At 62.9% G+C, this 25,157-nt stretch carries 24 protein-coding genes and 2 pseudogenes; 15 read left to right on the top strand and 11 right to left on the bottom strand.

Annotated elements, in window-relative coordinates:
- Positions 1–89: 89 nt before the first annotated feature.
- Both RCH11_RS18250 and RCH11_RS16665 read right to left on the bottom strand, forming a co-directional pair.
- The gene (locus RCH11_RS18250) at positions 90–458 is read right to left on the bottom strand and encodes an IS3 family transposase (RefSeq protein ID WP_442789062.1); all 369 of its coding nucleotides are present in this window, start codon (positions 456–458) and stop codon (positions 90–92) included.
- 787 nt (positions 459–1,245) lie between these two features.
- Entirely contained in the window at positions 1,246–1,539 is a 294-nt protein-coding gene (locus RCH11_RS16665; protein ID WP_327058146.1) for a hypothetical protein, read from the bottom strand.
- Here RCH11_RS16665 and RCH11_RS16660 point away from each other — a divergent pair.
- The 8 genes and pseudogenes from RCH11_RS16660 to RCH11_RS16625 all read left to right on the top strand — a co-directional run bounded on the left by RCH11_RS16660 (position 1,510) and on the right by RCH11_RS16625 (position 6,445).
- Positions 1,510–2,244, top strand: coding sequence for a DUF488 domain-containing protein (locus RCH11_RS16660; protein WP_327058145.1), 735 nt, complete (start codon positions 1,510–1,512; stop codon positions 2,242–2,244). The two genes, RCH11_RS16665 and RCH11_RS16660, sit on opposite strands and share 30 nt — an antisense overlap.
- A gap of 91 nt (positions 2,245–2,335) precedes the next feature.
- Positions 2,336–2,545 (top strand): DUF2945 domain-containing protein, encoded by a 210-nt coding sequence (locus RCH11_RS16655; protein ID WP_327058144.1) that lies wholly within the window; start codon positions 2,336–2,338, stop codon positions 2,543–2,545.
- A 346-nt stretch (positions 2,546–2,891) separates the two neighbouring features.
- Positions 2,892–3,500, top strand: coding sequence for a DUF2231 domain-containing protein (locus RCH11_RS16650; RefSeq protein WP_327058143.1), 609 nt, complete (start codon positions 2,892–2,894; stop codon positions 3,498–3,500).
- A gap of 48 nt (positions 3,501–3,548) precedes the next feature.
- Positions 3,549–3,935: a ferredoxin gene (gene fdxA, locus RCH11_RS16645; RefSeq protein ID WP_327058142.1), complete on the top strand. Its 387-nt coding sequence runs from the start codon at positions 3,549–3,551 to the stop codon at positions 3,933–3,935.
- 126 nt (positions 3,936–4,061) lie between these two features.
- Positions 4,062–4,394: a LuxR family transcriptional regulator gene (locus RCH11_RS16640; RefSeq protein WP_327058149.1), complete on the top strand. Its 333-nt coding sequence runs from the start codon at positions 4,062–4,064 to the stop codon at positions 4,392–4,394.
- A gap of 95 nt (positions 4,395–4,489) precedes the next feature.
- Positions 4,490–4,828, top strand: a complete 339-nt coding sequence (locus RCH11_RS16635) for a hypothetical protein (RefSeq protein WP_327058141.1) — start codon at positions 4,490–4,492, stop codon at positions 4,826–4,828.
- A 42-nt stretch (positions 4,829–4,870) separates the two neighbouring features.
- Positions 4,871–5,347: pseudogene (locus RCH11_RS16630) on the top strand (molybdopterin-dependent oxidoreductase).
- 27 nt (positions 5,348–5,374) lie between these two features.
- The gene (locus RCH11_RS16625) at positions 5,375–6,445 is read left to right on the top strand and encodes a tellurite resistance/C4-dicarboxylate transporter family protein (RefSeq protein ID WP_327058140.1); all 1,071 of its coding nucleotides are present in this window, start codon (positions 5,375–5,377) and stop codon (positions 6,443–6,445) included.
- Positions 6,446–6,492: 47 nt separating this feature from the next.
- Here the strand turns inward: RCH11_RS16625 and RCH11_RS16620 are convergent, their stop codons facing one another.
- From RCH11_RS16620 to RCH11_RS16600, 5 genes and pseudogenes are all read right to left on the bottom strand, one after another.
- Positions 6,493–7,842: a pyruvate dehydrogenase complex dihydrolipoamide acetyltransferase gene (locus tag RCH11_RS16620; RefSeq protein WP_327058139.1), complete on the bottom strand. Its 1,350-nt coding sequence runs from the start codon at positions 7,840–7,842 to the stop codon at positions 6,493–6,495.
- Between the two features lie 9 nt (positions 7,843–7,851).
- Complete coding sequence (locus tag RCH11_RS16615) at positions 7,852–8,892, bottom strand: alpha-ketoacid dehydrogenase subunit beta (protein WP_327058148.1); 1,041 nt, start codon at positions 8,890–8,892, stop codon at positions 7,852–7,854.
- Positions 8,892–9,998, bottom strand: coding sequence for a pyruvate dehydrogenase (acetyl-transferring) E1 component subunit alpha (pdhA, locus tag RCH11_RS16610; protein WP_327058138.1), 1,107 nt, complete (start codon positions 9,996–9,998; stop codon positions 8,892–8,894). The genes RCH11_RS16615 and pdhA overlap by 1 nt, the downstream gene beginning before the upstream one ends.
- Positions 9,999–10,361: 363 nt before the next feature.
- Positions 10,362–10,730, bottom strand: a complete 369-nt coding sequence (locus tag RCH11_RS16605) for a carboxymuconolactone decarboxylase family protein (RefSeq protein WP_327058137.1) — start codon at positions 10,728–10,730, stop codon at positions 10,362–10,364.
- 144 nt (positions 10,731–10,874) lie between these two features.
- Positions 10,875–13,668, bottom strand: a pseudogene (locus tag RCH11_RS16600) (aconitate hydratase).
- A gap of 121 nt (positions 13,669–13,789) precedes the next feature.
- Between RCH11_RS16600 and RCH11_RS16595 the strand changes: the two are divergent.
- The 5 genes from RCH11_RS16595 (at position 13,790) to RCH11_RS16575 (ending at position 18,727) form a co-directional block, all read left to right on the top strand.
- Positions 13,790–14,431: a DNA-3-methyladenine glycosylase gene (locus tag RCH11_RS16595; protein ID WP_327058136.1), complete on the top strand. Its 642-nt coding sequence runs from the start codon at positions 13,790–13,792 to the stop codon at positions 14,429–14,431.
- A gap of 167 nt (positions 14,432–14,598) precedes the next feature.
- Positions 14,599–14,961, top strand: coding sequence for a DUF488 domain-containing protein (locus tag RCH11_RS16590; RefSeq protein WP_327058135.1), 363 nt, complete (start codon positions 14,599–14,601; stop codon positions 14,959–14,961).
- A 24-nt stretch (positions 14,962–14,985) separates the two neighbouring features.
- On the top strand, positions 14,986–15,567 hold the full coding sequence (locus tag RCH11_RS16585) for a universal stress protein (protein ID WP_327058134.1): 582 nt from the start codon (positions 14,986–14,988) through the stop codon (positions 15,565–15,567).
- A gap of 44 nt (positions 15,568–15,611) precedes the next feature.
- Complete coding sequence (locus RCH11_RS16580) at positions 15,612–16,370, top strand: beta-phosphoglucomutase family hydrolase (protein ID WP_327058133.1); 759 nt, start codon at positions 15,612–15,614, stop codon at positions 16,368–16,370.
- A complete protein-coding gene (locus tag RCH11_RS16575; protein WP_327058132.1) occupies positions 16,367–18,727 on the top strand; it encodes a glycoside hydrolase family 65 protein in 2,361 nt (786 codons plus the stop codon). Before RCH11_RS16580 ends, RCH11_RS16575 begins: the two co-directional genes overlap by 4 nt.
- A 36-nt stretch (positions 18,728–18,763) precedes the next feature.
- Here RCH11_RS16575 and RCH11_RS16570 read toward each other — a convergent pair whose 3' ends face one another.
- Complete coding sequence (locus tag RCH11_RS16570; RefSeq protein ID WP_327058147.1) at positions 18,764–19,147, bottom strand: VOC family protein; 384 nt, start codon at positions 19,145–19,147, stop codon at positions 18,764–18,766.
- A gap of 62 nt (positions 19,148–19,209) precedes the next feature.
- Positions 19,210–21,111, bottom strand: a complete 1,902-nt coding sequence (locus tag RCH11_RS16565) for a transketolase (RefSeq protein WP_327058131.1) — start codon at positions 21,109–21,111, stop codon at positions 19,210–19,212.
- A 122-nt stretch (positions 21,112–21,233) separates the two neighbouring features.
- Between RCH11_RS16565 and RCH11_RS16560 the strand changes: the two genes are divergently transcribed.
- Positions 21,234–21,680: a hypothetical protein gene (locus RCH11_RS16560; protein ID WP_327058130.1), complete on the top strand. Its 447-nt coding sequence runs from the start codon at positions 21,234–21,236 to the stop codon at positions 21,678–21,680.
- A 15-nt stretch (positions 21,681–21,695) separates the two neighbouring features.
- Positions 21,696–22,310 carry an NAD(P)-dependent oxidoreductase gene (locus RCH11_RS16555; RefSeq protein WP_327058129.1) on the top strand — a complete coding sequence of 205 codons (615 nt, stop codon included), beginning with the start codon at positions 21,696–21,698 and terminating at the stop codon, positions 22,308–22,310.
- 63 nt (positions 22,311–22,373) lie between these two features.
- Here RCH11_RS16555 and RCH11_RS16550 read toward each other — a convergent pair whose 3' ends face one another.
- Positions 22,374–23,600, bottom strand: coding sequence for an NAD(P)/FAD-dependent oxidoreductase (locus RCH11_RS16550; protein ID WP_327058128.1), 1,227 nt, complete (start codon positions 23,598–23,600; stop codon positions 22,374–22,376).
- A 96-nt stretch (positions 23,601–23,696) separates the two neighbouring features.
- Positions 23,697–25,061: an NAD(P)/FAD-dependent oxidoreductase gene (locus RCH11_RS16545; RefSeq protein WP_327058127.1), complete on the bottom strand. Its 1,365-nt coding sequence runs from the start codon at positions 25,059–25,061 to the stop codon at positions 23,697–23,699.
- Between the last annotated feature and the right edge of the window lie 96 nt (positions 25,062–25,157).

Here is a 25,157-nt window from a genome sequence, read left to right as displayed (position 1 = left end):
ACTCTAGACAAGCTCTATTTTCTCTGATCAGGAAGGCATTCTCGGTTTAACGCGCCGCTAGACACCCAGCCCGATCGGTGGATCGAGGCTTAGCGGCAGCACCCCCGCCCAAGCCATGCAACGACTACTATTCGACCCAGAAGAACCCAATGTTGCAACGACCGCCTGAATTCGCCGATCCTCTGCGGGACAGCTTGGTGTTTGAGGCGTAGCTCGTGCTCGATAGGAGTCGAACGGCCCAGTCGCGAGTGACGGCGATTATGGTTGTAGGAACTCTCGATGAAGTCGAACATTGCATTCGCCAGGCTGACCCGGGTTCGCCATTTCTTCCGATTCAGCAGCTCAACCTGCATCGATGACCAGAACGATTCTTGTCGATTGAGTTTTCGTAGCAATCGCCGATTGTTCCGAATGAGGGCATCAGCTCTGAAGCGCGGACCTTGTTGGTGACTGCTCACGAAGTGAACTGAAGCGGATTCAACCGGTTGTCGCAACACCCCGTTGTTGCAGCAATCGTAGATATTCGTCGAGCGCTTCGACGGGGTTGCGTCAGCCGCGCCTCTTGCCGGAGCGGGTGTTGAGGTAAAGGCGATCGCTTTTATCTCTTCGGCGTCCCACCGGGATAAATCGGTGCCTTTCCGAAAGTGCTACGCAGAAGCCCATTGGTCTTCTCATTCGTGCAGTGATGCCAAGAGCTCTTCGGTAGGTGAAGTAGAAGAGCTACACGCCAGTGGCGACGATGAACCTGGCGTGAACGGAGAGCTCTGTGCCGCAGTCCCACAAGTGACCGACCGACGCAACTGCTCCGGCAGGGTGGTGATCGTATTCGCAAGGGCGTTTGCCATCGTCATGAACAATAGTCGGCCAGGGCGGCCCCGTTCTTCGTGCGCAGGACCATTCCGAGGCCTTCCTCACTGAGCAGGTGGATCAGCCGTGTGAAGCGGGTGGTGCGCTCGACCATGGTGCATATCGAGGAGCGCCGCAACCCGATGATCAAGTCTCCGGATCTGATGCAATGCTTGGTACCAATTGGCCGGTGGTGCCGTAGGGTGCTGCCGGAAAGATGTCATCGTGGAAGCCTTATCCGAACGAGTTCCGGGAGGACATTGTCGCTATTGCGAGGCGTCGTGATCCGCGTGTCCAGATTCGTCAGATCGCTGCCGATTCTGGGATCAGCGAGTCGTATATCCAGAACTGGTGGCGCCAGGCTGATGTTGAGGACGGTTCGAGCGCGACCGCATGGACTCATCGCATGCGCTTGGGCATCCCCAATTCGTTCACGGGTTCGTCGTCGACCACCGGCGGCAGGTGAGGCGCGGGACAGTTCAACACGGTGTTGGCCGTGGAGCGATCGATCGTGTGTTCGGCCATCGGCCTGCCGCAGATCGGGCACACCGAGACGGCCACTCGCTCCACGACATGGTCGTAGGGTCCGATGTCCGCCGGACCGATCTTTCCGACCAGCTTGTGATTCAACCAGTCAATGAAACGGACGAAATTGTCTTGGTGATGCTCATCGAAACCAGTATCGTCAACCATGACGCCAGACTACGCTTCAATCCGCGGCAGCGGCAGGGGCGAATGCCGGGCGACAGGGTGATGGCCTACGGACTTGACCTCTCCGACACGTCGTTGGCCAGAACAACATCGAGCGTGCATGAATTCGATGTTCCTGATGCGGGCTTCGACAGCACGCAGTTCAATGGGATCATGGCGGAAACCTGTGTGTACACGATCGGGCATTCGACTCATCCAATCGATGAATTCATCCGGATGCTGAAAGCAAACGATATCGAACGGGTCATCGACGTGCGCACCGTTCCGGGGTCGCGTCACAACCCGCAATTCGGGGAACGCGAACTTGCCACAAGCATGCCGAACGTAGGTATCGATTATCAGCGACTCAAAGAGCTCGGCGGGTTACGGCACACCCCGATGACAGCGGCAACCATCAATGGGGCGTGGCGCAACAGAAGCTTCCGCAACTACGCCGACTACATGCAGACGCCTGAGTTCGCCGCCGGTATTGACGAGTTGATTGCACTGGCGAAGAAGCAGACGGTCGCGATCATGTGCGCCGAGGCCGTGCCATGGCGCTGTCACCGATCGCTGATCGGAGACGCGCTGCTGGCTCGCGGCCTGCAGGTGGCCGACATTATGAGCCTGAACTCCACGAAGCCACACACGATGACCGGCTTCGCGAAAGTCGACGGCGACCATGTTTGGTATCCGCCCGAAGATTGACCAGCGCGGTGCGAGCCTGAATCTGGAGTGAAATGGCGCACCGGTTAAGCTGGAGAGTCCCAGCAATACCGTGGCGGCGGAAGGTATACCAATGAGGAAGAAATTCTCAGTCGGTGATCATGTGCGCTGGAACTCCGAGGCCGGCCATGTGCGGGGCACGATCACGAAAGTCCATACGAAAGACGTGCAGTACAAGGGTCACACGCACCGGTGCAGTGCCGAGGATCCGCAGTACGAGATCAAGAGCGACACAACCGACCATGTGGCGATGCATAAGGGCGACGCACTGACGAAGATCTAGCCATCCCCGCCCACCAGTGAATACTGCGAACGTATGGGCGTTCTGTGACTGTGGGAAGCGATGATGATGACTATGGTTCCGACGGCCACACTCACGAGGTCGGCGGGATACGTATGCACGAATCGGACAGCACCGTCTCCGTCGTGGCGCGAGGAAACGCTGATAGCGGTGGGGCAGCCCGCTGTTCAGAGCCGGGGGCCAAGAAAGGGCCGAGACGGCTCGCTGACGAGGCGTTGACGGCGTACTGTTGAACGACCAGCGCGTTCACCGGCCCAGCTAGGCAGTTCGGTTTTTTCTGCACGGAACGCCAGCCGGCCGTTGATCGAATCTCTTAGGAGTAGACATTATGGCCATACGTCTGGAGCAGATGCGCCCCGCTCTCGTCCACCTACCGATCGCGCTTTTGCCACTTTCAGTCGGCGCAGACCTTGTCGGCGGCATGATCCGTAATAGGCCGCTCCTGTCGTTTGCGAAGACGGCATCGTGCATCGCGGCAGTGGGCGCAGTGGGGTCCGCCGTCACAGGACTGATCGCCGGCGAAGAGGTCAATGTCGAGGGTGCGTCGATGGACATGCTGATGACCCATCGCAACCTGAATTTCCTTGCCGCCATCGTTGCCGGCGGCATGGCGATATGGCGCGTCAGTCATCGGAAGCCGAACGCTGCCTATCTCGCCACGGGCATCATCGGTGTCGGAATCTTGACATACACCAGCTACCTCGGCGGGAAGCTCGTCTATGAGACCGGGGTCGGGGTGGAACCAGCGCACGGAGTGTATCGAGTCGACGCGCCGGCGCTGAAGTCCGGACAGGTAGGCACCTTCGTGAAGACGGCGGGCACTGACTTCGTTCACGGGGTGCAGCACATGATCCAAGAGGTGAAAAAAGGCAATATTGTCCCCACGATCATGGCGGGGCTTCGGAAGCAACCCGCTGCTCCTCGACCGGTTTCATAGTTTGGTGCCCATCCACTGCACGGACGGGCAATAAGGAAAAGGCATCGCATGACGTATGTGATTGCGGAACCTTGCATCGACGTCGTGGATCGCGCCTGCGCCGACGACTGCCCAGTTGACTGCATTTATGAGGGCAGCCGTGAACTGTACATCCGATCGGACGAGTGCATCGAGTGCATCGAGTGCATCGACTGCGGCGCCTGCGAGCCGGTGTGTCCGGTGTGTCCGGTTCAGGCCATCTACTACGAGGATGATCTTCCAAAGGTTTGGTCAGAGTTCACCGATGACAATGCGCGATTCTTCGTTGTAGCGTTGCGCGGCAGGCAAACGCCGCTCGGTTCCCCTGGTGGTGCGACGAAGATCGGACCTACCAGCATCGACAATGAACTTGTCACCGACTTTCATGCGACGGAAGAGCCTGATGGCCAAGAATGATCTGGCGTGTCGGCTATCTCGCGGTCTCGGAGGAAGAGCGTTACGGGGGACCTCATCGGAAGCCGTCGCTTGTGGAGATGAGAATTCTGCGCGCGAGCGCGCACATCACGAACGAGGGAACCAATGATGCAAAAAACGTCGCTCACCGCACTTGCACGAAACGAGCTGGAACTCGCTCGCGCCGCATCCAGCGGTCGGAGCGCCACAACCGTTTACGGTGGCCACGAACATGTTCTTCGGCAGACCGTGATCGCTTTGCACGCGGGCCGGCAACTCGACGAACATCCCAGCCCGGGCGAAGCAACTCTCTATGTACTGTCCGGGCGGGTCCTCCTGGAAAGTGAGGGCATGTCCTGGTCTGGCTGGACCGGTGACCTGCTGATCATCCCGAACGCGAACCACACCCTGAAGGCGTTGGAAGACTCGGCCGTGCTGCTCACCGTTGCCAAACTCATCTGAACACCACCGCCGAGTCACCAGTGGATGCGTGGGAGCTGAAGAAGCATTCGTGATCAGTGGTAGCGGGCGGCACAGTCGGGCGCAAAACCACTGAGGTGCTCGGCCGAAGTTACGACTGTGTTGACGTCATCCATGTGACGCTGGTTCTGACCACCGGTGCCCTCCGCAACCTCAACCCTACGTATGTATCGCAGAACACCGAATCGTGGATGGGGTTCTGGATGTTCGACGCATCGATGGTAGTCGTGATCGTCGGCTGGGTAGCAGCCACACCGTCCACGTCCCGGCATCCCCGGGTCGTACAAAAGGTGAGCTTCGCGCTCATCGGTCCGGCCCAGCGTCTATACGAGCACATCGACTCGAAACCTGGTCAGTACGCGGAGAAAGATATCTCTCCCTACTTCTGGCACAACGGCAAGTATCCCGAATCATAGGAGTACCAGCAGCTCGAGGCGGGCGCCTTCGCCAACTACAAGTTGTCGATCGGCGGTCTCGTCGAGAACCCGCAGGAGGTCGACCTCAAACAGTTGCGTGACTTCGCCTACCACGAGCAGATCACTCAGCATTTCTGCATCCAGGGCTGGCCGGGTGTGGCGAAGTGGGAGGGGGTCCCCATGCAGATCATCCTCGACCTGGTCACGCCGAAGCCATAAGCGAAGTAGCTCATCTTCTGCTCATTCGCGACCGGCCCGGAAGGCGGCCTCTGCTGCGACGCCCAACCCTTAGAACAAATGAGCTACCACCTGACCATGCTCGCCTACGACATGAACGACGCACCGGTGGCATTCGGTCACGGCGCGCCACTTCGGCTGCGCAACGAAACGCGGCTCGGCTTCAAAATGGTCAAGTGGATCAAAAAAATCGAATTCGTGGCGGGCTTCGCCGAAATTGGAGGAGGCTTGGGCGAGTGGAACAACGGTCACGAGTTCTTCGGCTACCGGCAATCCATTTGAGCTACGAGCTCCGGGATCGTCGCGACGATGGGCGGATCTTCGGTGTGGCATGAGGCCGTCGGTCGGCTTCCGACCGGCTCGTTCGCTTTCGTGATGGCAACGGGCATCGTTTCCACCGCCCTCGGCATCGTCGGCTGGCACGCAGCATCCCTTGCCCTCCTGGTTATCGCTGTTAGCTCCTTGATTGCGCTCGCCCTACTGACCACGGCGCGACTCGCCCTGTCGCGCCCGGCCATGATGCTGGATGCGCGGGATCCGAAACATGCTTTCGGTTACTTCACGATCGTCGCGGCTATCAACGTCGTCGGCATCCGGCTGTATTCATCGGAGACGCCGACGACCACGATCATCCTGGCGATCGCCAGCGTTCCCGTGTGGTTGCTGCTCACCTACGGAATTCCCGGAAACTTAATGCTCCGACCACGCACAGGCCCGGTTGCGGCAGATATCGACGGTAGCTGGTTTCTCTGGGTGGTCGGCACCCAGTCCCTCGCGACGGCGGCCGCAGTAGTCGGGAAATCTTCCGGGAACTCCGCTTTGGCTGAGATCGCGGTGGCACTCTGGGGTATCGGAGTGATGCTCTACATCATGCTGGCCACTCTAGTCACCCTGCGCTTACTCACGGTGGCCAGTAAACCCAGTAGCTTCGCACCCTCATACTGGATCTATATGGGAGCAACCGCGATTACCGTGCTCGCGGGCTCACGGATACTGATCTTGGCGCCCGATCTGCCGATCCTCAAGGCCACGGCACCGGTCGTGTCTGGCTTGACGTATGTTCTGTGGGCCTTCGGAGCGTGGTGGGTGCCGTTACTGGTCATCTTCGGGATTTGGCGCCACGTCGTCAACCATGAGCGGCTTCGCTACCAGGCGGGCTTGTGGAGCATCGTCTTCCCGCTTGGCATGTACTCGGTTGCGAGCATGCACTTCGGTACGGTGACACACCTTCCATTCCTCGTGACGGTTGGACGGATCGGCACCGGGATCGCCGCAGTCGCCTGGGCGGCGGTAACCATCGGCATGATCTCCGCGGGTGCTGGATATCTGCGCACACGCAACACGAAGAGCGTGCGCACCGTACACGAACCCGACGGTTGACGCCAGTAGTCCGCAGTGCCGCGACGCGGTGCACCGGGAAACTACCGCTAGATGACGATGCGCAGGGGCTCCTCGAGAATGACCTTCAGGTCCCGCATGAACGCTGCGGCGGTTGCCCCGTCGAGAACGCGGTGGTCGACCGTGAGTGTGAGTTTGATTTTTGGCACTGTGACCAGTTCTCCATCGCGCACGGCCGGCTCTTGTGTTGCCGCTCCGACGGCGAGGATGGCCGCCTCCGGCGGGTTGATTACCGCGGTGAACTGGTCGATGCCGAACATACCAAGGTTGCTGATCGTGAACGTGCCGCCGCTGAACTCCTGCGGCTTCAGTTTTCCCTCGCGTGCGCGTACCGCGAGTGCACGTGTTGCGACAGCGATTTCTCCGAGGCTCTTGCGATCGGCGTCGGTCACGACGGGAACTATGAGGCCGTCCTCCAGCGAGACGGCGACACCGATATTGATGCGGTGATGGCGCAGGATCTTGTCTTCGCCCCACGACGAGTTGACCTGCGGATGCGCGCGAAGCGCGACCGCGCAGGCACGTACGAGCAGATCGGTGACGCTGACCTTCATTCCGTTGCCGGCTAGTCGCTCGTTGACGTCGCTGCGGAACGCGGTGAGGCGTTCGGCGTCGATCACGGTGGTGAGGAAGAAATGCGGGACCGCTTGGCTTTCGGTCAGGCGACTGGCCGTGATCCGGCGGATCTTGCTCACCGGCACCTCTTCGACGTCGGTTACCGTAGACGGCCGCGGCGCTGCGTCAGGCTGATCTGTGGACTGACGTCGGGATTCCGGTGCTGAAAGTGGTCGATTCTCGTGGCTGTGCGCGGTGATCGCGTCCTCAACGTCGGCACGAACGATCCGCCCGCCAGGACCGGTCCCCTCGATCGATCCGAGGTCGATGCCGTGTTCGCCGGCGACCCGTCGGGAAAGCGGGGAGGCACGCAATTGGTCCGAGGAAGGATGCGTCGCCGGCTCGGCAGACGAAGGATGTGCGATCGTTTCTGCTGCCGTATGGGCGCTGAGCTCAGGCTCAGATACATTCTTTGGCGGCGTTCCCGGTCCTGCGGCATCTGACTTCGGTGGTGCATTGGGTGCCGGCGTGGCCGAAGCGCCCGCCGTGTTCTCCTTCGGGCGTTCCCTGGGCGTCGGGCTCGCGCCGCTGCCGTCGCCAATGAGCGCAAGGGGCTGGCCGATCGGTACGAGTGTCCCTTCGGCGACGAGGAGTTTTTCGAGCACACCCTCATCGAAGGCTTCCAAGTCCATGGTGGCCTTGTCGGTCTCGATCTCGGCCAGGACGTCGCCCTTGTGGATCTGATCGCCCTCCTTCTTCAGCCAGCGGGCGAGTTCACCCTCCTCCATGGTGTCGGAAAGGCGTGGCATAACGACCTCGGGCATTGTGGACTCCTATTCCCCAAACCTGGTGGCGGCGAGAACCTCGTGGATGACTTTGATCAGCGTGTCCCCCGTCGGCAGGGCGGCTCGCTCCAGTGGTTTCGCATACGGTAGCGGCACCTCGGCGGCGGCAACCCGGCGAACGGGTGCATCCAGATAGTCGAATGCGCCCTCGCTGATCGTGGCGGACACTTCCGCCCCGATCCCGTAGCTCAGCCAGTCGTCTTCGAGCACGATTGCGCGGCTGGTCTTGCGCACGGAGGCGCAAATCGTCTCCCGGTCAAGCGGCCGCAGGCTGCGCAGGTCGACCACCTCGATGGAAATACCTTCGTCTTCAAGTTTCCGCGCAACATCCAGAGCGACAACAGCCGCTCGAGAATACGCCACAACGGTGAGGTGGGTGCCTTCTTTCACTACGGCTGCCTTGCCGATCTCGGCGACCTGCTCGCCGTCGGGGACCTCACCTTTGGTGTTGTACAACGCCAGGTTTTCAAGGAAGATCACCGGATCGTCATCCCGTATCGCCGCCGTCAGCAGGGCCTTCGCATCGGCAGGCGTGGCCGGGGCGACGACTTTGAGCCCCGGAATGTGGGCGTACCAGACCTCGAGGTTCTGTGAGTGGGTGGCGGCGAGTTGTTGCCCCCCACCGCCAGGGGTGCGGATCACCATGGGCACGGAAACCTGGCCGCCGAACATGCTGTGCATCTTCGCGGCGTGATTGACGATCTGGTCGATGGCCAGGAGGGTGAAGTTGATTGTCATGATTTCCACGACCGGCCGCATGCCGAGCATCGCAGCCCCGAGCGCTGCCCCGGAGAACCCCTCCTCGGCGATCGGGGTGTCGATCACTCGTTTCGGACCGAATTCTTCTAACAGGCCTGCGGTGATCTTGTACGACCCCTCGAAAATTCCGATCTCTTCCCCGATGAGAAACACGTTCTCGTCACGTATGAGTTCCGACCGCAACGTGTCGTGCAGCGCCTGTCGATACGTCATCACCGACGTCCCCTGGGTGGTGGCCTGCTCCTGGGTGGTGGCCTGCTCCTGGTTCATCACAGTGCCATCAGCGGTTCGCCGGGCAGCGCGTGCGGCGCATTGGCCACGGGGGTGGCATATGCGTAATCGAACAATTGATCCGGCGTGGGATCGGGGCTTTCATCGGCGAACTTCACGGCCTGCTTCACTTCCTCGGCAACCTCCAGCTCGATCCGGTTCGCCTCTTCTTCGTCCAGAACTTTCGTTTCGATGAGGCGAGCGCGAAACGCAGGCACTGGATCGAACTGCTGCGCCTGCTCGGTGTCGACCTTGGAGCGGTAGCGAGCGGGATCGACGACCGAGTGTCCTTTGAGCCGATAGGTCATTACCTCGAGCAGGCCGGGTTTGCGATCAATCCGAGCGCGTTTCATCAGCGCCAGCGCGGCGTCTCGAACGGCGAGCACGTCGTTGCCGTCCACGCGCTTCCCGGGAATCCGATACGAACATCCACGCTTGTACAACTCGGGTTCAGCGGAGGCCGCCTCGACCGTGGTACCCATACCGAGCCGGTTGTTGATAATCACATAGAGGATCGGTAGATCCCAGATCCCCGCGAGGTTCAGTGACTCGTGAAACGCACCGATATTGATGGTCCCGTCCCCGAGCAGACACATGACAACCTCGGCGTCGGGACCCGGCTCGCTGCGCAGACTGAGCGCAAGAGCGGCCCCCGTGGCCGGCGGTATTTGGCCCCCCACTATTCCGTAGCCGCCGAGCATGCGCAGCTTCGCGTCGAACATGTGCATCGACCCACCCCGACCGCCAGAAACCCCGGTGGTCTTACCGAACAGTTCCGCCATCACGCGCCGCGGTTCCATGCCACGCGCAATCGCATAACCATGGTCACGGTAGGTCGTGAACAGGTAGTCGCGTGTCTCCAGAGCCTCGGTCAGTCCGACGACGGCTGCCTCTTCGCCTAGATTGAGGTGGCAGTAGCCGCCGATTTTCGCTTTCGCATACATTTCCGCCGCGGTCAGCTCGAACGAACGGATCAGGGCCATCTCGCGGTAATAGGCCAGAAGTGACGGCACGGTTTCGACCTCCGCCAAGCTCTTCGGCTTCTTAGATCTAGCCGCGCGGTTCGTGGCCGCCATTGGTATCTCCACTCTGTCGACCGTGATCATCGATTGTCGATGCATCCCGCTCAGCCAGCACCTTCAGCTTATGTCTGATCGCTCGTTCGCGGCTAGCGAACGCCGCTTACACGTTCGGCTGAAGCGGCCTCACGTGGGGGGGCAACTGGTGCGGCGCCCTTCAACGACCACACGAAGGACACCGAACGATCGCCCGAGTCACACGCGGTAACTTCCGGCTTCTGGAGCGTCCTGTCCTCCAAGTTGAGCGAGTGACGAAAATTAATCGCCTCACCTCACCGTCACCACCAACATCGACGAAGACATCATCGAAATACGGAGGTAATCGGAGCCCGCGAACTGAGTCCGATTGGTCGCTATCGGCCAGGGGAGGCGGGGCGCAGAGTCATTCGTTCACGCGGTGTCACCGTCGGGTAGAGCCTTGTGTGTTGCGACGGCGAGCCTGTTCCACACGTTGATTGTGGCGATGGCCATCAGCAGTTTCACCAGCTCGACTTCATCGAAGTTCGCGGCAGCGTCATTCCACACGTTGTTGGGCACCCCGGTGCGAGAGATCAGGGTGACCGCCTCGGTCAATGACAGTGCGGCCCGTTCCGGCGTGGTGAACAGGTCGGGTGCTTCCCGCCACCCGGCCAGGACGTACAGTCGCCGCGGGGATTGCCCTTCCTCGGCTGCCTCGCGGGTGTGCATGTCGAGGCAGAATGCGCTCGAATTCAGTTGCGAGGCTCGGATTTTGATCAGATTCAGCAATCGGGGAGGCAACCCGCTCGCCCGCAGTTAGTTCTCCAGTGCCAGAACGGCGTGGTGTGAAGCGGGGTCGACCTCGTTGGTGACCAAACGTGGGGTGCCGATCATGGTTCTCGTCCTCTCTTTCGGATGCCGCACTGTGTCCGCGTCCGCTCGGGTTCAGGTGTCGAGCAGTTGCCGCAGCACATACTGCAGGAGCCCGCCGTGCAGGTAATAGGCCGCCTCTGCCGGTGTGTCGATGCGCACCACCGCAACGAACTCACGAGCAGCACCATCCGAGTCGATCCGCACCGTCACTTCACTCGGCGGCGTTTGACCGCCGGCCAGGCCGACGATGGAATAGGACTCCTCGCCGGTCAGACCGAGGCTTTCTGCGGTGTCGCCGGCTTGGAACTGCAGCGGAAGCACACCCATCCCGATGAGGTTGGACCGGTGGATCCGTTCGTAGGATGTGGCCAGCACGGCCTTGACCCCGAGTAGCAGTGTCCCTTTGGCAGCCCAGTCGCGGGATGACCCGGAACCGTAATCCGCGCCTGCGATCACGATCAACGGGGTGGCTCTGCCCGCATACACGGTCGCGGCGTCGAAGATGCTGACGGTGTCACCGTCAGGAAGCACCCGGGTGAAGCCTCCTTCCACGCCGGGCACGAGCTTGTTGCGCAGGCGCACATTGGCGAAGGTGCCGCGGATCATCACCTCGTGGTTCCCGCGCCGGGATCCGTATGAGTTGAAGTCAGCAACAGCATCGCCGTTTTCGATCAGGTAGCGACCGGCCGGCGAGTCTTTCTGGATCACTCCGGCCGGCGAGATGTGATCGGTCGTCACCGAGTCGTCGAGATAGGCGAGCACACGTGCGCCGGCAATTTCCTGCAACGGTTGCGGATCGCGCGGCATCCCCCGGAGATACGGTGGGTTGCGCACGTAGGTTGAGTCCGGGTCCCATTGGAACATTTCGGATGTTGACGCGTCCATGCCACGCCACCGGTCGTCACCGGTGAGGACGTCCCGGTAACCGTCGGTGAACATCGACGCCCCGACGTTGCACCGACGACAGAGGCGATCTCCGCGGTGGTCGGCCAGATGTCCCGCAGGTACACCGGGTCGCCGTTCTGGTCGTCGCCGAGGGGTTCCTGCAGCAGATCCGCGTGCATGGTGCCGGCAAGCGCGTACGCGATGACCAGCGGCGGAGAGGCGAGGAAGTTCATCTTCACCTCGGAGTGGATGCGCCCCTCGAAGTTTCGGTTCCCGGACAGCACCGATGCCACGGTCAGATCATTTTGGGTCACCGCCGCGCTCACCGCCGGGATGAGCGGTCCGGAGTTGCCGATGCAGGTGGTGCAGCCGTAGCCGGCGAGGTTGAATCCGAGAGCTTCGAGGTAGCGGGTGAGGCCGGCCCGGTCGTAGTAGTCGGTGACCACACGAGATCCGGGCGCGAGGGTGGTTTTCACCCACGGTTTGCTCCTGAGTCCGCGCTCGACGGCGTTCTCGGCCAACAGGCCGGCGGCGACCATCACAGTCGGATTCGACGTGTTCGTGCAGGAGGTGATCGCGGCAATCACTACGTGCCCGTGATCGATGTCGTGAATGGTCCCGTCCGGGAGTTTCGCCGCGGCCGGGTTTGTCGGCCAGGCGGACGGCTCCTTGTACTTCTTCGAGTGAGGTCGTTCGTCACGCGCCACGTCTGGACTGATCGAGATCGGGTCGCTGGCCGGGAACGAGTGGGCGTCCGCGTCATCCAGACCGCCTTGCGCGGCTTCGATTTGTGATTTGCGGGCCAGCAGGGCCAGAAGGCGCGCTGCGCCTTTTTCAGCGGGATCCGGTCCTGTGGGCGTTTCGGTCCGGCGAGGGAGGATTCCACAGTCGTCAGGTCGAGTTTGACGACTTGGCGGAAGTCGGGCTCATGGCCGGGGTCATGCCACAGCCCCGGCGCCTTGGCATAGGCTTCGACGAGGTTGATGTGGTACTCGGTCCGCCCGGTCAGCCGCAGATAGTCCAATGTCTCGTCGTCGATCGGGAAGATGGCACAGGTCGACCCGTACTCCGGGCTCATGTTTCCGAGGGTCGCCCGGGTTGCCAGCGGCACATTCGCCACACCAGGGCCGAAGAAGTCGACGAACTTTCCCACCACCCGGGTGCGACGCAGAAGTTCCGCCACGGTGAGCACGAGGTCGGTGGCGGTGGTGCCCTCGGGAAGCTCGCCGGTGAGTTTCAGGCCGACGACCGGCGGGATGAGCATGCTCATCGGTTGTCCGAGCATGGCGGCTTCGGCCTCGATCCCGCCGACACCCCAACCGAGCACGCCGAGACCGTTGACCATCGGGGTGTGCGAATCGGTCCCGACCAGAGTGTCCGGGTATGCCCGCGGCCCACTTGGGCCATCGGTGGTGAAGGCGACCCGGGAGAGGTATTCGAGGTTGACCTGGTGGCAGATTCTGGTGTCCGGCGGCACGACCAGGAAGTCGTCGAAGGACTGTTGCGCCCAACGCAACAGTTGGTAGCGTTCCTGGTTGCGCTGGAACTCGAGTTCGGCGTTGATATGGAACTCGTCCGGTCGGCCGAAAACGTCGGCGATCACGGAATGGTCGATCACCAGTTCGGCGGGGATCAGCGGGTTGATTGTGCGCGGGTCCCCGCCGAATGCGGCCATGGCATCGCGCATCGCCACCAGATCGACCACGCACGGCACTCCGGTGAAGTCCTGCATGAACACCAGTGCCGGCGTGTACTGGATCTCAGAGCTGCTGGCCACGTTGGGGTCCCAGGCGCCGAGCGCGGTCACCTGATCCGCGGTCACCAGGTGGCCGTCTTCATTCCGGAGAAGGTTCTCCAGCAGCACCTTCAGGCTGTATGGCAACCGCGCCGCGCCATCGATGGCGTCGAGCCTGAAGATCTCATAGTGCGTGTTCTCGACAGCGAGTTCACCGCGCGCACCAAAACTGTTCGAGGTCATCATCGCTCTCCATCCGCGGGGTTGCCGGTGCCTACCGTGCTGTCCGGTCGCACCGGTACTCTTCCAGTACTCACCCGCGTGCCTCACTTCGGGAGGGCACAGGATGAGCAGGTACGGTTGCCTGGTGAGCGACTTCGGCGGGTTGCGGCCCGCGAGCCGCAGTTTCTTTGCCCGCGATGTGCTTGAGGTGGCGCCGGAGCTTCTAGGTTGCGTCCTGCAACGCACCGACGGTGAGGGGACGGTCGCCATCAGGATCACCGAGGTCGAAGCGTATGCGGGCGAGCGCGACCCCGGTGCACACGCTTATCGCGGCAAGACGAACCGCAATAAGACCATGTTCGGTGCACCCGGCCACATCTATTGCTACTTCACGTATGGGATGCATCACGCCCTGAATCTCGTTGCCGGGCAAGCCGGGGAACCGTATGGGTGTCTGATTCGGGCTGGCGACGTCATCACGGGCAGCGAACTTGCCCGGGCCCGGCGCGAAATGAAACCACGGAAAGTTCCGCTTCCGGACCGTGGGCTGGCACGGGGCCCCGGCTGTGTTGCCCAAAGCTTCGGGGCCAATCTGACGAACGACGGCGACGACCTCTTCGGCGGACAATGGCGGTTCTTCGCCCCGGATGATGGTGCCGTTCTACCGCATGCGAGTGGTCCGCGGGTGGGCGTCAGCGGGCCTGGTGGCGACGCGACGAGTTTCCCGTGGAGGTATTGGCTAACGGGCGCCCCATCCGTTTCGACTTACAAACCCGGACGCACGTAACAACGCGGCTCCTATCCATCAACCGATGGTTTCTCCCGGGTGCGATTTCGGCCGGGAAGAGCATAATGACAACAAGGGCAAGAGACGGGCGGCCGGCCTGTTCCGACGATGTTTCGCCTAATTGGTGGGTGCACACTGTTGGCGTGAGTCGCCCAGAAGGTCGGGCCATGACGAAGAAACCGGACGTGCGGGTGCGCAGAGTGTACGAGGGCGCCGAAGAACAGGATGGTGTCCGGGTTCTGGTCGATCGGATCTGGCCACGCGGCATGACGAAGGCGAAGGCGGCACTGGATGAGTGGTGCAAGGATGTGGCGCCGTCAACGGAATTGCGTAAATGGTACAGCCATGACCCGGCGAAGTTCAGCGAGTTCACCCACCGCTACCGCACAGAACTGAAACAAGTCGAGCGGGGCAAGGCACTCCAGCACCTACGAGATCTGGCCGCCGACAAACGTCTGACCTTGCTCACCGGCACCAAAGAGCCGGACATCAGCGAAGCCGCCGTCCTCGCCGACATCCTGAACCGATGAGCAGATGCCCGTCGGATCCAGGTCATGGTGCGAGCGATTCGCAAGGAGGAGCTCATGGGCGACAGCGACAGTGACTTTTACGGGACTGGGGGCTCGAACAATCCGGGCGAGGCGCAGGTCAGGGTCACCGAACGTCGACGCAATCCTGGACGGATCGTGGTCGGGGTTGACGGGTCGGCCGGGTCGGGGGCTGCATTGGATTGGGCGGTCAGTGAGGCGCAGCTACGCGATGTGCCCGTCCATGCGGTCATGACCTGGCAGGAACCGCAGTTCTATGGGGCCGCCGGGATCGGGGCACTGGGAATGAATCCGTCCGAGGATATGGCCCGTAAGTTGTCAACGGCAACCACCCGCGCGGTCGCCCGGCTGGCGCAAGACGCGTCCCGCGGTCGTAATGTGGTGATCACCAGTGAGGCGGTTGAGGGGCCTCCGGCCGAGGCCCTGCTGCTCGCCGCGGAAGACGCGGCGATCCTGGTGGTCGGATTGCGCGGGCATGGCGGGTTCGCCGGCGTCCTGCTCGGATCGGTGAGCCAGCATGTGGTGGCGCGCGCCCGGTGTCCGGTCGTGGTGGTACCGGACCCCGTGCGCGAAGCAAACAGTCCATGACCGGCCCGGCCGTAAGCAAGCCTGCCGAGGGGGACTCCTCTGGGGTGACGGATGTTGCCGCCGTTGGTCTGCCCGACGGGGTGCGCGGATGCTTGTTCGATCTGGATGGTGTCATCACCAAGACGGCGACCGTGCACGCGGCGGCGTGGAAAGAGATGTTCGACGCGTACCTGGCGAAGGCCGCCAAGCGCGCCGGTGAACGTTTCACGCCGTTCGACAAGGTTGCCGACTATGACGCGTATGTTGATGGGAAGTCGCGGGAAGATGGTACCCGGTCATTCCTGACGTCGCGGGGCATCACGTTGCCGGAGGGCGAGTCTGGTGACCGCGCGGGGGCCGAGACCGTGTCTGGGCTCGGCAACCGCAAGAACGACATTGTTCAGCGGCGGATCCGCGAAGACGGCGTGGCCGTGTACGACGGATCGGTGCGTTACCTGCGCGCGGTGCGGGCGCACGGGCTGAGGTGCGCGGTCGTCTCCTCCAGCGCCAATTGTCAGGCGGTGCTTGTCGCGGCAGGGATCGAGAATCTCTTCGACCAACGTATTGACGGGCTGACGGCCCGCCGCGAACATTTGAATGGCAAACCGGCGCCGGACATGTTTCTGGCCGGTGCGCGCGCGGTGGGGCTGAAACCGGCGCAATGCGTTGTCTTCGAGGATGCCCTGGCCGGTGTCGCGGCCGGCCATGCCGGCAATTTCGCTCTGGTCATCGGCGTGGATCGGGTCGGACAGACTGACGCGCTTCGCAAGCATGGCGCGGATGTCGTCGTCACCGACCTGACGGAATTGTTGGCCACGAAATGATCGATCATCCAAGCTTCACGGTTGAGCCGTGGTGCCTCCGGGAAACGAGCTTGGACTTGGACGTGCTGGCGCAGACGGAGTCGGTCTTCGCGCTGTCCAATGGGCACATCGGTTGGCGCGGGAACCTGGACGAGGGCGAACCGCACGGACTGCCGGGCTCCTACCTGAACGGGGTGTTCGAGGAGCGGCCTCTGCCGTATGCCGAACGCGGGTACGGGTATCCGGAGTCCGGGCAGACGATCATCAACGTGACCAACGGCAAATTGATTCGACTGCTGGTCAACGACGAACCGGTCGATGTCCGCTACGGACAACTACGCTCCCATGAACGCAGCCTCGACTTTCGTGCCGGTGTCCTGAGCCGGCAGGCCGAATGGGTGTCCCCGGCGGGCTGTGCGGTCAAGGTCACCTCCACCCGCATGGTGTCCCTCGTTCAGCGGGCGGTCGCGGCGATCTGTTACGAAGTCGAGGCCCTCGACCAGACGACACGGATCGTCGTGCAGTCCGAGCTGGTGGCCAATGAGCAGCTTCCCGATCCTGGTGGGGACCCGCGGGTGGCTGCGGCATTGGAGTCCCCATTGGTGGAACAGGCGGATTCTGCGCGGGGCGCGCGCGCCGGTCTGGTGCACTCCACCCGGAACAGCGGTTTGATCGTGGCTGCGGTGATGGATCATGTCGTGGACGGACCGCCCGGAACGGAGGTGCACTCGGAGAGTTTCCCGCACCTGGGGCGAACGACGGTGTCGACCACCCTGGAGCCGGGGCAGCGGTTGCGGCTGGTCAAGGTGGTCGCGTATGGCTGGTCCGGTTCCCGGTCGCTGCCGGCGGTCCGCGATCAGGCCGACGCGGCGTTGGCCGGTGCGATGCAGACCGGGTGGGATGGGTTGCTCGCCGAGCAGCGCACTTACCTGGACGAGTTCTGGGATCGGGCGGATGTGGAACTCGGCGGCGATACCGCAATCCAGCAGGCGGTGCGGTTTTCCCTCTTTCACGTGTTGCAGGCCGGCGCACGCGCAGAGGGGAGGGCGATCGCCGCGAAGGGGCTCACCGGACCCGGATATGACGGGCATGCCTTCTGGGACACCGAAACCTTCGTGCTCCCGGTGCTGACCTACACGGTACCGGATGCGACAGCACACGCGCTACGGTGGCGACACAGCACCCTGCCTGTCGCCCTCGAGCGGGCCACGCAACTCGGGCTCACCGGTGCGGCATTCCCGTGGCGCACCATCCGCGGCGAGGAATGCTCCAGTTATTGGCCAGCCGGCACCGCCGCATTTCATGTCAACGCGGACATCGCCGCCGCCGTGATCCGCTACGTCTCTGCCACGGGAGACTACGATTTCGAGCGGACGATCGGCGTGGAGCTGCTGGTGCAGACTGCGCGGCTCTGGCGTTCCCTCGGCCACCATGACGGCGCGGGCCGATTCCGGATCGACGGGGTGACCGGACCCGACGAGTACAGTGCGATTGCCGACAACAACGTGTACACCAACCTGATGGCGCAACAGAACCTGTCGGGAGCCGCAGACGCGGCGGCACGCCATCAGGACCGTGCCCGGGAACTCGGTGTCGACGCGGAGGAAATGGCGAGCTGGCGGGATGCCGCAGCCGACATGTTCATCCCCTACGACCAGGCGCTGGGTGTCCACCCGCAGGCCGAGGGGTTCACCGGTCACCAGGTGTGGGACTTCGAGGCCACCACAGCCGTGCAGTACCCGCTGCTGCTGCACTTCCCGTATTTCGATCTGTACCGCAAACAGGTAGTCAAACAGGCCGACCTGGTGCTCGCCATGCAGCTTCGCCCCGATGCGTTCACCGCCGAGCAGAAGGCCCGCAACTTCGCCTATTACGAGGCGGTGACTGTGCGTGACTCATCGCTGTCTGCCTGCGTGCAGGCGGTGATCGCCGCCGAGGTCGGCCAGCTGGACCTCGCCGAAGACTACCTCGCCGAGGCCGCCCTGATGGACCTCGACGACCTGGAGCACAACACCCGCAACGGTCTGCACCTGGCTTCGCTGGCCGGGGTGTGGACGGCGCTCGTGGCGGGTTTCGGGGGGATGCGCCACACCGAGGGTGCGCTCAGCTTCAGGCCTCGCCTACCCAGCGGGCTCACCAGCCTCGCGTTCGGGTTGCTGGTTGCGGGCCGAACCCTGCACGTGGAGGTCACGCGTGCGAGCGCAACATACTCCATCCGTGACGGCGAGACACTGCAAATCGTTCACCATGATCGGTCGATTACCGTCACAGCCGGGGAACCGGTCACCTGTCCGATACCGGATATGCCACCGGTTGGTGTCAGGCCGACGCAACCAGCCGGGCGAGCTCCCGAACCCCATCGTCCGTCCGGATTGTAATAGCCGAAGACAAAGATTTCGCGCGGCCGGTAACTCTTACCAGGCGTAGATCCGTTGCAGAATCTCATGCCGTGGTGCCTGATCGGGGCCCGGGAAAGTCACCACAACCGGCACATCATCCGGTCCCCGCCCCTCGACCATCCGAAACCCATCAACGGTCGTGCTGGTGACTCTCGGCGATTGCGCTTTCAGAACCCGTTCGCATCGTTGGAGGTCTTCTTCGCTTTCGGCAGTCCACACGAGGTATTGGATGCCGACGGCGCCGGTGAAATGCTGCGCCCGTTTTCCTATGCTGCGCAGATACAACTGGTACCCGTCGGGGCTGACCAGAAGTGCGGCTTCGTCGCTGCGGGTGGTGGCCTCGAGTCCGAGGAGTTCCTGATAGAACACCACCGACTGGTCCAGGTCGGCCACGAACATCACGGCGGACGCCAACATCAAGCGGGGTCGTCGCGCAGGGATGTCGGCCGTCTCGTTTGCGTTCATGCCTGGGCCTCCACGAGTTTTCGTGCCGCTGCAACAATGTGGCGTGCCGAGATGCCGGCGGCGTCCAGGAGTTCGGCGGGCTGCCCCGACACGGGCAGTCCCTTGACGCCCAGGAGCGTGACGTGAAGTTGCCCTATGTCCGCGTCGGCGAGTGCCTCCATCACGGCGCCGCCGATGCCGCCCTGCGGGTAGTGGTCCTCCACCACGACCAACCGGCTGTTTGTAATGCGGCAGGTGTCGATGAGAGTGTCGCGATCGAGCGGTTTGATCGAGTACAGGTCAATGACCCGCGCCGGGATGCCCGCCTCGGCCAACTCTTCGGCCGCAGCGAGGCATTCGTGCAGGGTCACTCCGGCCCCGATCAACGCCACCTGATCGTTCGGCTCTGCCCGGTGTATTTTGCATCCTCCGATGGGGAATTCTTCCTCGGGTCCGTAGATGACCGGGTAGGCGCCACGGGTCGCCCGCAGGTAGACGACGCCGTCGGTGTCGGCCATGGTGGCCACCAGTGCCGCGGTTGACGGTGCGTCGCTGGGGTACAGGACCACGGAGGTGTGGATGGCGCGCATCGCCGCGATGTCCTCCAAAGCCATCTGCGAGGGACCGTCCTGCCCTATCTCGACGCCGGCATGGGTGCCGACCAGCCGGATGTTGGCTTCGGAGACGCCGGCCATCCGGATGAAGTCGTACGGCCGGGCGATCAGGAACGCAGCGAAGCTTGACGCGAAAGGGATGTAGCCGCGTACCGACAGGCCCACCGCGGAGGCGATGAGCTGCTGCTCGGAGATGAACATTTCGAAGAATCGTTCCGGGCAGACATCCTTGAATTCGCCGGCGTGCGTGGAGTTGCCGACTTCGCCGTCGAGGACGACCACCTTGGGGCGCACGGCCAGGGCGGAGATGGCGGCACCGAACGCCGCCCGGGTGGCCACCTTCTCGCCGATATCCCAGACGGGCAGGGTGACCGTCGCGGATGGGTCGGCCTGGATCGCCGGCGCGCCGGCATCCGGGGTGGCGGTCGTGATGGTCAGGTCGGTCACCCCACCGAGGGCGGCGATTGCCCGCTCCGCCATGTCCTTCGGGAGTGCTTTGCCGTGCCAGCCGTTCTTGTCTTCGATCTCCGGAACCCCCTTGGCCTTGATGGTGCGGGCCAACACCACCGTCGGCTGCTCCGGGTTGGACCTCGCCTCGCTCAGGGCCGCGTCGATGGCTGCCAGGTTGTGGCCATCGATCACGAGGGCGCGGGCGCCGAACGCTTCGACTCGTTTGGCGTACTTCTCCATCTCCCACTGCAACTCGGTTGGACCGTTCTGGCCGAGCCGGTTGACATCGACGATCGCGGTGAGGTTGCCGAGCTTGTAATAGGCCGCCTTATCGATCGCCTCCCAGATGGAACCTTCGGCCAGCTCACTATCCCCGCACAGCACCCACGCATGGTACGGCAGCTTGTCCAGGTATTTCCCGGCCAGACACACCCCGACGGCGTCGGGCAGGCCCTGCCCGAGCGACCCGGTCGCCACATCCACCCAGGGCAGGATCGGCATCGGGTGCCCCTCAAGGCGGGATCCGAACTGACGGTATGTGTTAACCAGCTCGTCCTCTCCCACCACGCCGACCGCCCGATACATCGAGTACAGCAGCGGGGAGGCGTGTCCCTTGGAGAAGATCAGGTGGTCGTTGGTTGCCTGGTGGGCGTTGGCCCAGTCGTAGCGCAGGTGGCGAAGAAGCAGGACCGCCATCAGATCCGCGGCGGACAAGGAGGAGGTTGGATGCCCGGAGCCTGCCTGGGTGCTGCACCGGATGGAATCCACCCTCAACTGGGTCGCCAACCGGTGCGCGAGATCCAAGTGTTCACCAGTCATTGTCCCGACATCCGACTGTGTGTTGTTTGTTGTCATGTCGTTGTCCTTCGCGATAAGAAAATGTGTCTGTCCGCGGCGAAACTGGGTGGGTCGCGTCTATGCCCCAAGGTACGCCGCAGACCATGGATCGGATAGGGACCGAAGACTAGGGTGAAAAGATGAGCACGTCGGACCGAAGGGTCATCGTGGCTGTCGCCACGCCCTTGGAGCCAGGGCTCGTGACCCGCATTGCGGCCGTCGATAACCGACTCGAGGTGCGCTACCAACCGGATTTGCTGCCCCCGACTCGGTTTCCCGGCGACCACCGCGGGGTCGACGGATTTCACCGCACCGCCGGACAGGAGGCCCGTTGGCGCCGGCTGCTGGCCGATGCGGAAATCCTGTTCGGTCTGCCCGGCAACTCCCCGCAGGCGCTGGCGGAGCTCGTGAGGGAGAACACCGGTCTGCGGTGGGTGCAAGCAACCGACGGCGGGGCGGGTGAGCAGGTGGACGCCGCGGGCCTGACCGGGCAGGAACTCGACCGGGTGCTGATTACCAGTGCGGGCGGAGTGCACGCCGGACCGTTGGCGGAATTCGCCATGTTCGGCATTCTCGCCTTCGCCTAACAACTTCCACGCCTATTGGCGGACACCCAGGCGCGCCGCTGGGGGCACTACCCGATGTCCGGCCTTGCTGGTAAAACACTGCTTGTCATCGGGTTGGGATCGATCGGCACCGAGGTTGCCCGGCTCGGCCAAGCGTTCGGCATGCACGTCTCCGGGGTGAACCGCACCGGGCGCGGCACAGGACCAGGGGTGGAGACGATCCGGCCGCCGCGTTTCCTGGGCGACCTGCTGCCGACCGGCCATGCCGTCGTTCTGACGCTGCCGCTGGTCGAGCAGACCGTCGGCATGATCGGTGCGGGGCAGATCAGCCGGATGCGCGCGGACGCCGTCCTGGTGAACGGAGGCGGCGGCGGAGTCGTCGATGAGCAGGCATTGATCCGAGGGCTGGAACAAGGTCAGCCAGCTGCGGCGGTCCTTGATGTTTTCGCGACGGAACCGCTGGCGCCCGAGAGCCCGCTCTGGCGGAGGCCGAATGTGCTGATCAGCTCACACACGGCAGCCCTCTCGCAGCACGAGAACGAACGAATCGTCTCATTGTTCATAGGCAACCTACGACGTTACCTGGGCGGAGACGAACTGCTCGGTCGGTTTGCACAGCCCCGAATTTGTGTTGGGCCATCGCCGAACTGATACCGTCCTGGCGTTTGGCTGCGATCAACAGGATCGCGCCCTGCAGGCCAGGCATCTACCCGCCTACGCAGCCGGAGTGCTCAGCATGTCCGTCAGCGCCGTTCCGATGTCGGCCAACCTTGCACTGTCGATCTGCTGGCCGGATTCGATGAGGGTTCGGATGTGTTCGGTTTCGTCCCAGATGTTCACATTCATGCCGGCCAGCACCTTGTGGTCTTTCATCCAGAACGCGATGAACTCAAGCTTGTCCCTGTCCCCGCGAAACACGACCTCGTCGTAACCGCCGGGCTCGACATATCCGGAGTATTCCATCCCCAACTCGTACTGGTCGCTGAAGAAGTAGGGCAGCAGGTCATAGACGGCGTCGATACCTAGCATTGACTTGGCTGCGATGGCGGGCTGGTTCAGCGCGTTGGCCCAGTGTTCGACCCGAATGTGTTTGCCCAACCGTGGGTTGAACTGATTCGCAACGTCCCCGGCCGCGTAGATGTCCGGGTCCGAAGAGCGCAGATGTTCATCGACCTGCACCCCGTTATCGACCACCAGTCCAGCCGCCTCGGCCAGCTGGGTGTTGGGGATGGCGCCGACACCGACGACCACCATGTCCGCGTCGATGTGGGTACCGTCGGCAAGGAGCACACCGGTGGCCCGCGCCGGGTCGTCCCCGGTGATCTTGGCCACGTGGACGCCGCAACGCAAATCCACTCCGTGGCGGCGGTGCAGGTCAGCGAACACTTCGGCCACTTCGCGGCCCAGCACCCGCAGCAACGGCAGCTCTGACGTCTCCAACGCGGTCACCTCCACGCCCGCGGCACGGGCTGCCGCCGCCACCTCCAACCCGATCCAACCGGCACCCACCATCGCGACTCGGGAGGCGGTTGCCAATGCGGTCTTGAGTTGCTCGCAATCCTCCACCCGGCGCAGCATGAACACCCGCTCCGGGTTGGCGCCCGGCAGAGTCAGTATCCGCGGTGACGAGCCGGTGGCCAGCAGTAGCTTGTCGTAACCGATCGGCTCACCGCTGTCGAGGCTCACCCGGTGCGCGGACGGATCGATTCCGGTCACCCGGATTCCCCGCCGTAGGTCGACGTTGTGCTCGGCATACCAGCCCTCGGGGTGGACGTAGATCTTCTCCTTCTCGGACTTTCCCTGCAGGTAGTCCTTCGACAGCGGCGGACGCTCGTAAGGCCGTTCCGCCTCGTCGCCGATCAGCACGATGCGCCCGTCGAAGCCTTCAGCCCTGAGTGCCTCGGCAGTTTTCGCTCCGGCCAACATTGCGCCGATGATCACGAAGGTTTGTTTAGTTTCCATGGGTGCTGCTCCTTGTTTTCACCTGGTGATAGTGCCGCGTCCTCGGTCGTGGAAGGTGTCGCTTGGACGGTGCTGTTACCCGGCGTCAGTTTTCTTGGCTGGCACGGTTTTCTCGCTCGCTTGCATCCCGGTGACGAACTCGTCCCTCGGGTGTTCGGTTGCGGTGATCGGGGTGAGATCGCGGGGGGTGAACAGGTTGATCGCCCACCCGGTGAGGATGCGGAATTTCCGGGCGTAGGTGGGCATGGCCATGCCGTGGTAGGTGCGATCAACGAGCCACGCCGGAAAGCCTTTCAGCCGAATCCCGAAGACGACGGCGGCGCCTTTGCCCACGCCGTAGCTGGCCAGGGTGCCCAGCGACTTGTGCCGGTACTCGATCAGCTCTTCACCTTGGATGGCGGCGACCAGATTCTTGGCGAGGACCTTTGCCTGCCGTACAGCGTTCTGGGCGTTTGCCGGATAGTAGGCCGGCTGTTTCGCGGCGGTGAGATCCGGCACCTGGGCGTTGTCGCCGGCCGCCCATGCCCCGTCGACGACGCTTCCGTCGTCGCGGATCACCTGAAGTTGCGGGTTCGCGGTGACGTGACCCTTCGGCCCGCGCGGAACGTTGGTGGCATCCAGTACGGGGTTCGGTTTCATACCCGCCGTCCACACGATCGTGTCGGCGTCGAACGTGTCGCCGTCGCTGAGCACAACCTGACCGTCGACGCAGGAGGTCATCGTGGTCTTCAGGCGGACGTCGATTCCACGGTTGATCAGGTGGGAGAGGGTCCACCGGGAGAGTTTCGGTCCGACCTCTACCGCTACCCGGTCTGCTGCCTCCAGCAGCACCCAATTCAGTTGGGGTCTGGTCAGTGTCGGGTAGGAGCGGATGGCGATCTTGGACAGATCGCTCAGCTCGGCGATGGCCTCAACTCCGGTATATCCGCCGCCGATGAAGACGAAGGTCAGCGCTTTGGCCTGCTCGAGCGGATCGGTGGTCGCCGCGGCGTGAGCGATGCGCTCGAGTACCCGGTTGCGCAGGTATAGTGCCTCCTGGATCGTTTTGAAACCGACCGCGTTTTCCTCCAGGCCCGGTGTCGGAAACGTGCGCGTGATCGCCCCCAACGCAAAAACCACATGGTCGTACTTCACGGTACTGACTTCCCCGTCGATGGAGACGAGAGTTGCCGTCTTCCCGCCACACTCGAGCGACTGCAGACGGCCGCGGAACAGGTCGACCTTGCGCAGCGCACGACGAAGTTGGACCGTCACGTTGCGCGGTTCGACCTCACCGCCGGCCACCTCGGGCAGCAACGGCTGGTAGGTCATGTAAGCGTTCGGTTCGACCAGCGTGATCTTCATCGGCACCGATGGCAGGTGTTTCCGCAGCCCCCAGGCGGTGTAGAGGCCAACGTAACCGCCGCCAAGAATGAGCACACGTGGCTGCGAGGCTGACATGACCTCATTAGACACCCGGGTACCCGAATCGACAAGGGGAGCCCTGATTCGCACCTACCCGTTGACGGAACCCCACGGCAGGCGCAGCATGAAAGA

The organism is Glaciihabitans sp. GrIS 2.15 (assembly GCF_035984695.1).
Classification (GTDB): Bacteria; Actinomycetota; Actinomycetes; order Actinomycetales; family Microbacteriaceae; genus Lacisediminihabitans.
This window is presented reverse-complemented; position numbering and strand designations above follow the sequence as displayed.